Raw genomic sequence first — 5,513 nt, 5'->3', positions numbered from 1 at the left:
AAAACCTTTTTCAATATCCGCACGTCCATTTTGATAATCAGCCCCAGTATCTTCGATATTAAAGCGATCACCATATTCTGCCCATTTAGAGGAGAAAAGCTTTCCAGGTCTTTGAATAGACATTTTTTGTCCTTTAATATTTATTTGTTAATTATTTAGACTGAATATCAACCTTCAACGAGATCCCAGCTGGTTTGAACAATAAACCTGCATTCATGATAATAGCCACTTCATCAGTACTAGGCAGCCAATTTAAAATAAGAGTTATCGACATATCAAAATTATCTCGAACATATATTTCATGATTATTTTTTTCCCCATTTTCATTGTATCCAAAAATATACATCAAAATAAAATTGAGATCTGATGTATTGTAATTACTCACGTTCGCATGAGCCTTTGCGAAAATTAACTTTTTAAAGTTTTTATCTGTAAATGTGATTTCACCCTCTAACTCTTGGTAATCACGAAACATACCCCAAGCCGTACGACGATCTTCTATTGAAGATAAGGAGTCATTAAAACCTGTTAAATCGTGATACGGACGTGCTAATAATAAAGTTTCCTCATTAAATCCCCAAAAGAAACCCGTAAGGGTTTTTACAGTACGATTAACACCAACCACCTGCCCCCAAATATCTAGTCCTTTACCTGTGGCAGTATTCAAATCCCAAATATTTTCATAAAAATCACTAAAAAAAACACAGATTTTCATCGCCTCACTAAATGATCTTATTAACGCAAGTAAACGGGGTGAATTAGCATATTGCGCAATAACTGTTTCATGATAATCAAGACATAAAGGGGGTTTATTTTCATCAAAAAATACCGATTCATCCATTAAACACTACCTCTACATCATCTTTATTCAATGTAGGCATTTCATCAATATTCATTTGAACCAACGAAAAACTGGCAATTTCTCGTCCAATAAATAAGGTTATGATGCTGATCCAACTCCCCAATCTCTGCACAGGTGCATAAAAACTGGATGCTAGAATTTCACTTCCAATTCTAGGTTTTTTCGATCCATCATTACCTGTAAAAGCTTTTATAATTGCCGTTTTTATTTGATCAACCGCATTTTTTGGTAAGAACTGTGGTCTTGCTAAAGTAATTTTTAACCTGATCGGAATTCTTTTTGCATTAGCGTAACAAATAGTATATTTCGGAGGTGTTGAATATAACCCACTCTGGTCCTGAATGACGACTATTTGATCGCCATTCATATCACAACCCGGTGGTTTTTTCTTCCATATAGTTTGTGCAATTAATTGTTTACTCCAATCATCATCTGGTGCAGAGACACAAACAAAAAGACTATGCGGTTTTAAAAAAACACCGTTTTTATTCACACCTCCTCCCGAATCATTATCAATAACATAAACATCTTCACAAACACTGCTACCATTGCCATTTTTTAAATTCAGTAAAGCTGCCATAATACTATCCACACTATTTACAGAATTTAAAGCGACGGACTGTCGCCGCCTTTGTTCAAACTGTGCTTGGCTTTCAACATTATTACCAATGATACCTTCTGTAGGATTATCAACATTATCCCACCCGGGAATAAGCTGATACATTTGTAAACTATGCGCTGGACAATTGATTGGACCTTTTTGCAAACAAACAAAATTTACAGCTACTGTGCCATCTTCACCAATTATATAATTTTGATCCGCTTCATATAAATTTCCATCACCATCCTGCACTTTAGTTCCTGCCGAAATCAAAACATCTTTTTGACCTCGACAGATACCGGTAACAGTAGTCGCTTTGGCTTTTATACGTTCAATAAAATAAATCCGACCAATACCATCTTGCATTCGACCTGTAGCATAAGATGGATCAACCTGATTTACATAATATGCCAATAAACGGTTACGATCTGAAATTATCGCGGCCATAGAGGTTGCAAGTTGGCCCTGTGGGGTTGATAATAAAAATTCATTTTGATTATTGAAGAACTTTAATTGATTATTAAAGGCATTCTGAAAATCTTCAATAACGCCTGCAAGAATATCCTGCTCTTCAGGCAATATGATACCTGTATTACCCCATTCTTTGTCATGGTCTGATGTGGATTGTCCCCCCCATTTTAATGAAGGGATGTTCGTGTCGACATCTTTAACAATCGGTAAATTTCTCAGCTGAACTGGTGAGATATTTCTTGCATTAATATTGTCATCGTCAGAAAACGACATTTAATTGTTCCCCGCTCTTTGTATCAATGATTAAATAAATGTTTCCATGCAAGGCCCTTTGTTTATCAACATACAAATCCATGTCAGCACGGATAACACCATCAACATTTTCAGCACGATCCAATAAAATATTCTTAATTAATCCCCAATTTGGATTAACCCCCAATATTTTAGCAAAATATGGTGTTCCCTGGTTCACATCATACCATCCCTCACCCTCTTCCAATTTTATTTCGTTAGCAACCTGTTGAGCAATGGCAAACCCATCATTTACAGTTGCTATATTTCCATTTCTATCAACCAGCAAATCCCAATCCTCAGTTAATAATAATTCCATTTTCAACCTCAAAAAAAACCACTCAAAAGAGTGGTTAATAAAGTTATTAATATTTCAAATTAATTTTTTAATAGAATATGATTTATGATAATTAATAATAAAACATAACCTTTTGAATATATTAAAAATTTTAAATCTAATTTTTAGGTTGGGTAGTATCTTGGCCCTTATTACCATTTCCATGAACATGTTCAAGAAAAGAAATTCCATCAATAACAGTATCTCCTGTCGTTTGAGCGGCACCTGTAATTAAAGTGTTCCCTATAATTGAAGTCTCACCAATAATGGATGTTTCTCCCAAAATATTGACCTGACCATTTATATTGACATTACCTTCTATATTAATATCCGAAGCTTTGATATGAAGTTTATCATCTTTTATTTTTACATCGGTACCATTAGATAAAAATATTTCTACGTCCTGATCCCTTATATTCACGAAAGTAGTGGGGGATTGTTTTGACGCAGGCGCAATGGCCATCTCCAGATTACCATCAGTGATTTTTAACCATGTTCTTGGTTCTTCATTTAAAAGGGATCCTATATAAATGGCATCTGATATAGAATGTTTACGATAACTTGCCGGAATATGTTTTTTACGACTAGAAACAACATTTGAAATATCCCTTGCAGCAAAAATAACAATGCCCTTATCACCTATTTGAGGATCAATAATGATTCCATAATCTCCAGCCTGTTGTCTTGCATAAGGAATATTACTGATTTGCGCATGATCTACTGCCTTTCCTTCATTATCCAACATCGCGAGCATCGGAATTACATCAAGAAGCCGTTTTTCGGTATCAACAGATAATACTTGTACCGGCATAGCAGTAAAAACACGACTGATTGCATTATCCATCATAGTCCATAACGTATTAAGAACGCTATTTCCTTTATTGGGATTCATCATTAGCCAATATGTCCTTTTTTATCTTTTTTAGAAAAATCTTTTTGCAATTCAATATTTGTAAACCATGGCCCATCAGGTGTATAACAGGATAATTCATGTTTTAATGAAACCATATATCGCCATACTCCATTAACATTTTTAATATATTCTGATTTAAGAGCTATTTCCTCTCCAAATCGAATTGAATGATTAAAAATACTTCGAACAGTGATACCTCTATCTGAATAGGCAGGATAACCGATCATTCCATTATTGACAGAAATATTCCTGGAAGAAATTTCTACAGCTTCTATCTTATCATTATTACTATCATTAGTTTCTAGTCTACGTTCATAATCATTTAATGTCATATTTTCAGGAAAGATTTTGCAAATCTGATCCTGAAATGTAAAACGGGTTTTCGTATCTCTTGTACATAATCGAATTTGTTCAATTAAATCATCATGATAATTGGGATTGTTTAAAACGGCATTAACACCATAATTTTTAAAACTCAATCTTCCTATCCCATTAGAATAGGGTAGAGATGCATTATATTTATCAATAATTGTTTGCACAACAGTTGCGACAGGTGTTTTATTTTTGAATGAAATGGATTTAGCTGGAGTCAGATTTAATCCTGCTGCAACCATTGCATTCACATGGAAAGCAAGATCAGGTGCACTGCCATAATCTGCATAAGCAACTGTTATACCGCCTTCAAATATTTTATTATATATAATTTTTTTATCGGAACTGTTTTCCAGACTTGCATATATGATCAAATAATTGCCAAACCCATTTGACTCTTTTTTATATTGACCCAATGTTGATAATTGATTGATCCAATGCTCATCCATATTATAAATCGTGCATTGACATTCTGGAAGACTCTCCCCTCCCTGATAATTAATAGAAACTTTCGCTTTAAGATGTTCGACCGAAAGGATTAATTTTCCATCTGCAAATGTTTTTTGTCGTTTATTTTCATCCACTCCCATTACAAATTCAAATTTTAAATAACGTTTATGAAAGGTAGTAAAAGTAGGACGATGACCAATAACAGTAATTTTCTCTTCATAGGATGATAGCATTATATACCTATCCCATCATCAATTCCACTTTCGAGATAATAAAGCAAATAACGATTACCAAAATCTTTATAAGATGGATGATTAAATCCTTGCTGATCAACAAACATTAAATCTCCAGGAAATTCAAGATAAGCAGAACGAATTAATCGAACCCGATCCAGACATAAAATTCCTGTTAATAATGGTACTGCACCATAATAAACATCAAGGAACACACCAACATTTCCTCTATCCAACAAGCGAAAACGATAATCCATTCCCTCAAGAGTAAGAATAAACTGCTGAGCCTCAATAGGTGAAATCTGTATAAGTTGCATTTCGTATTATTACCTATCAATCTTACTAATAAGGTTTTTGGCTTTTGTTAGCCGCTTGTTTCTGATTACCATTTAAAGCATGAGGTTGAGTTGTTCCCTGACTTACACTGTCGTTAGAATAGGCTAGCGCATTTTTAATGGTAATATTCTTTGGTGTGGATATAATTTCCTGAAAATCAATTAAGTATCGTACAAGTTGAAAACCTTTTGATGAATTTCGTTCAACAGAATGAGCATTTATTTTAACATTGTTAATCAAACGTTCCGCTGTATGCAAAATATATACATTTGTGGAATTTTCCGCATGTTCCAAAGCATCCTCAAATAATTTCCGTTGTTTTTGAGTTCCTGTTGAAACATAAGTGACTTGTCCCGTTCTGGGTTGCTCTACCAGATTATATGCGACAACTTTTCCACCTTCGACAGGTGCAGTTGAAGTTTTATATTCTTTTTTATACTTTAAATAAATAACCCCTGCCTCGGCTACATTATTGCCCATAGAAAAACTTAATGTTTTATTTAAGATTTTTATTTCATTTTTTTTTAATCCGGTTTCATAAAATGGATTTCCATTTTTATCGAAAAAACCGAATTTGGAATCTGTATTAACCAATTGATTTAATAGCTTCCACCCAGCACTCTGGGCATAAGAGGACAAAATATTAT

Annotated in this window: 7 protein-coding genes; all 7 read right to left on the bottom strand. The window is 33.8% G+C overall.

Annotated elements, in window-relative coordinates; genetic code table 11:
- Positions 1-151: 151 nt before the first annotated feature.
- On the bottom strand, positions 152-841 hold the full coding sequence (locus U0839_RS08305; protein WP_155565068.1) for a DUF2612 domain-containing protein: 690 nt from the start codon (positions 839-841) through the stop codon (positions 152-154).
- Positions 834-2,207, bottom strand: a complete 1,374-nt coding sequence (locus U0839_RS08300) for a baseplate J/gp47 family protein (protein ID WP_110439491.1) — start codon at positions 2,205-2,207, stop codon at positions 834-836. The genes U0839_RS08305 and U0839_RS08300 overlap by 8 nt, the downstream gene beginning before the upstream one ends.
- Positions 2,194-2,544, bottom strand: a complete 351-nt coding sequence (locus U0839_RS08295) for a hypothetical protein (RefSeq protein ID WP_110439490.1) — start codon at positions 2,542-2,544, stop codon at positions 2,194-2,196. Before U0839_RS08295 ends, U0839_RS08300 begins: the two co-directional genes overlap by 14 nt.
- 136 nt (positions 2,545-2,680) lie before the next feature.
- Complete coding sequence (locus tag U0839_RS08290; RefSeq protein WP_155565066.1) at positions 2,681-3,457, bottom strand: Gp138 family membrane-puncturing spike protein; 777 nt, start codon at positions 3,455-3,457, stop codon at positions 2,681-2,683.
- Entirely contained in the window at positions 3,457-4,530 is a 1,074-nt protein-coding gene (locus U0839_RS08285) for a baseplate hub protein (RefSeq protein ID WP_155565065.1), read from the bottom strand. The genes U0839_RS08290 and U0839_RS08285 overlap by 1 nt, the downstream gene beginning before the upstream one ends.
- Entirely contained in the window at positions 4,530-4,847 is a 318-nt protein-coding gene (locus tag U0839_RS08280; protein WP_110439487.1) for a phage baseplate plug protein, read from the bottom strand. Before U0839_RS08280 ends, U0839_RS08285 begins: the two co-directional genes overlap by 1 nt.
- A 25-nt stretch (positions 4,848-4,872) precedes the next feature.
- A partial coding sequence (locus U0839_RS08275; RefSeq protein WP_413550461.1) for a hypothetical protein occupies positions 4,873-5,513 on the bottom strand: 641 nt, incomplete at its 5' end.

Origin of the sequence: Commensalibacter sp. A3DC (assembly GCF_047307945.1) — a bacterium.
In the GTDB taxonomy this organism is placed as follows: Bacteria; Pseudomonadota; Alphaproteobacteria; order Acetobacterales; family Acetobacteraceae; genus Commensalibacter; species Commensalibacter melissae.
The sequence above is the reverse complement of the archived record's forward strand: the minus strand, read 5'-3'. Positions and strand labels throughout refer to the sequence as shown.